The 1140-nt window shown below is 50.4% G+C and carries 1 protein-coding gene; it reads right to left on the reverse strand.

Annotation, left to right across the window (positions count from 1 at the left end):
• Window positions 1–1066, reverse strand: a 1066-nt coding sequence (locus NW838_RS02910; RefSeq protein ID WP_414427473.1) for an RNA-guided endonuclease InsQ/TnpB family protein, incomplete at its 3' end; no start/stop codon positions are given.
• Between the last annotated feature and the right edge of the window lie 74 nt (window positions 1067–1140).

The raw sequence follows: 1140 nt of genomic DNA on the forward strand, positions 1-1140 counted from the left end.
CCTCAAAATACCACCCCACCAAGTTAATCGCTGCGTTGAGATCCCGGTCTTTCTCTAAACCGCAACTCTCACAACGAAACACCCGCTGGTGCAGCGGCATCTGCTGTTTATGCTGGCAACAAGAACACAGCTGGCTGGACGGATAAAACCTATCCGCCACTACCACCTGACAGCTGTAGAGCCTAGCTTTATACTCTAGCTGTCGCCTGAGCTCATAGAAACTACACTCGGCTAGACTACTAGCTAACTTGTGGTTCTTGAGCATCCCCGAGACGTTCAGGTCCTCTATAATTACCACCCGATACCTCTTAGCTAGATAGGTAGTAAGCTTGTGTAGGTTGTCCCGACGAATATCAACTACTCTCTTGTGGAGTCTTGCCACCTTCTTAACTGCCTTCCGCCGGTTTTGCGACCCCTTAACTTTCCTGGACAACCGCCTTTGCAACCTCCTCAGCCGCTTCCTAGCCTTACAATAGGGCTTGGGGTTGCCAAAAGTCCCCCCGTCAGAACACGTGGCTAGATTGTTAACTCCTAGGTCAACCCCAACAACGTCCCCTTCCTTCTCCAGCTCCCCTGGCTCAGGCGCCTCATACTTGAAGGAAATGAACCAACGGTGGGCCCGCCGGCTGATAACAACATTCTTGGGCACAACCGCAGGCAAGACCTCGTAACAAGCTAACCAGCCGAAAATCGGAACCTTGATTTTGTTGCCGGAAATTCTAATCCCACCTTCTAGGTAAAAGCTGTCCAGCTTCCCCTTCTTCTTGAATACTGGAAATCTAGACTTCCCAGCACGCCACCTCTTAATTGCTCTCTCCAGATTCCTAAGAGCTTCCTGCGGGGCACACTTAGGAACCTGATAGTACCAAGGATTAGCCCTCTTCACCTCGGCTACAAGTTTCTTGTGCAGATCAACTGCCGTGGGAATCTTCCGCTTCTCTGCCACAGCTTGCTTACAAAGCTCCAGTCCCCAGTTGTAAGCGTGCCGAGCAACCCCAGCGTGCTGCGCCGCCAGTGTCCTTTGCTTGTTATTCAGTCTTAACTCCGTCTTGAATCCTAATAACAAAGTATGACCTCTAGTTCAGCACTAAACCTATTGCTGTTCCCTTTGGAGCTACAAATTGGGGCATACTGAATATA

Source organism: Synechococcus sp. R55.2, from assembly GCF_047462075.1.
Classification (GTDB): domain Bacteria; phylum Cyanobacteriota; class Cyanobacteriia; order Thermostichales; family Thermostichaceae; genus Thermostichus.